General features: G+C 43.7%; 2 protein-coding genes. One reads left to right on the forward strand and one right to left on the reverse strand.

All coding sequences use genetic code 11. The features are described 5' to 3' along the window. The first annotated feature begins 4 nt into the window (after window positions 1-4). The gene (locus tag R7E00_RS23015; RefSeq protein WP_318124540.1) at window positions 5-1,099 is read left to right on the forward strand and encodes a lipase family protein; all 1,095 of its coding nucleotides are present in this window, start codon (window positions 5-7) and stop codon (window positions 1,097-1,099) included. Window positions 1,100-1,253: 154 nt separating this feature from the next. On the opposite strand, the gene R7E00_RS23020 is transcribed toward R7E00_RS23015, so the two are convergent. Then, window positions 1,254-1,543, reverse strand: a 290-nt coding sequence (locus R7E00_RS23020) for an amidohydrolase family protein (RefSeq protein ID WP_318124538.1), incomplete at its 5' end; no start/stop codon positions are given.

Here is a 1,543-nt window from a genome sequence, read left to right on the forward strand (position 1 = left end):
TAATATTGCATACGAAGTGAAGCACAATCTTGAACGTGTGAAACTGCCAGCTGTTGTTGATAATCACTTTGGTTTTTCGAAAGTAGCGGTAGGTACAAGTGGTGGTTTTTTCTTTCGTCCTGAAACAGGGTTTGCTCTGCTAGGAAAGGGAAAAAGTGAGCGTTATAAAAATGACCTTGTCTTAGCTTTTAGAGGTACAGCAGGATTAGCTGATGGGATTACCGACTTAACGTGTAGCGGGAAAGGAACAGATACCGGAGAGACCGTCCATTCGGGATTCCAAACTACGTTCTATTCTATGAGAAAAGGTCTAACTCGTTTTCTTCGTGATAATCCGGTAACCGCTAACGGTACTATACATTGTGTTGGACACAGTTTAGGTGGCGCATTAGCGACTCTGGTTGCTAATTGGATTTCTGCTTCTCCAGAGTTTAAAGGCAGAGTTAACTTATATACTTTTGGCTCACCAAGAGTCGGAATGAAATCTTTTTCGATCAACTCATCATCTCGAATATCGACGCACTTCCGTTGTGTCAATGGTGCGGACCCCGTAACAAAAGCGCCAGTATGGCCTTTTTATCATGTGCCTTATGATGGTTCGGAGTACATATTGAATCGTGCTCAAGGTCTTTTTCCTAGCGCACATTTTATGGCGGAGTACAGTTCTTATACACAGACTGCAACCTGGGATAGCCTTGGCTTTCAAAAGGCAAGCTCCACTTTTAAACGCGTAGTTTTAAACTATGAGAATCGACTTCAAGCCACACCTTCTGCTGATTGGGCAGATAAGATCTCGGCAGCGCTCCTTACGTTGTTAGTTGATGGTGGGGCTGCGGCGTCAGTCTTTGCCCTGCAAAATGTAGGTTCTGCTATTGCTACTATATATGACGCGATTGCTCGTTCAATCGTCAAAATTTCAGAACTCTCTAGCGAATTTTCTGAACGCGTAAAAGGTTTACTTGGCCACATGTTGGTATTTGCGGGGAAAGGTGCAAATATCGCGATCAAATTTACTTATTCCTTTATTCGTTGGGTGTTTGAATTGGTGCTAAGTAAGTTGAATCAGGCTGTTAAAGCCGCCCTCAAAACGACCTTCTGATTTTGATTAATCCTCCTTTGCTTAGGTGTGGTTTATTCTTAAATACGAAAAGTTTCCTACTTGGTTAGCGAAGCTAGTGGCGAGCAAATAGATAAAGTGCTTGGTGAGTCAGATAGAAAACACCGCCTCGATAGCGGCGGTGTTTTATTTTGGATTACTGTCGTTGATAAACCGATTGACCTCTGCTGATGGTTTCTTCCACGTTTAGGTCTTTTAGCGCCTTAGGTTCAATCTTCATCGGGTTGTTATCGAGGATGATTAAATCCGCATTCTTACCTACTTCGATAGAACCTTTATACGACTCCTCAAAGTGTTGGTAAGCTGGCCAAATGGTCATGGCTTGCAGCGCGGTGTACGTGTCAACGCGCTGATCTGCCCCCAGTACTTTATCAGTTCTGGTGGTGCGATTGACGGTCGCATCCAATACTCGGAATGAACTTGGCA

Origin of the sequence: Vibrio sp. Vb1755 (assembly GCF_033338635.1) — a bacterium.
Classification (GTDB): domain Bacteria; phylum Pseudomonadota; class Gammaproteobacteria; order Enterobacterales; family Vibrionaceae; genus Vibrio; species Vibrio alginolyticus.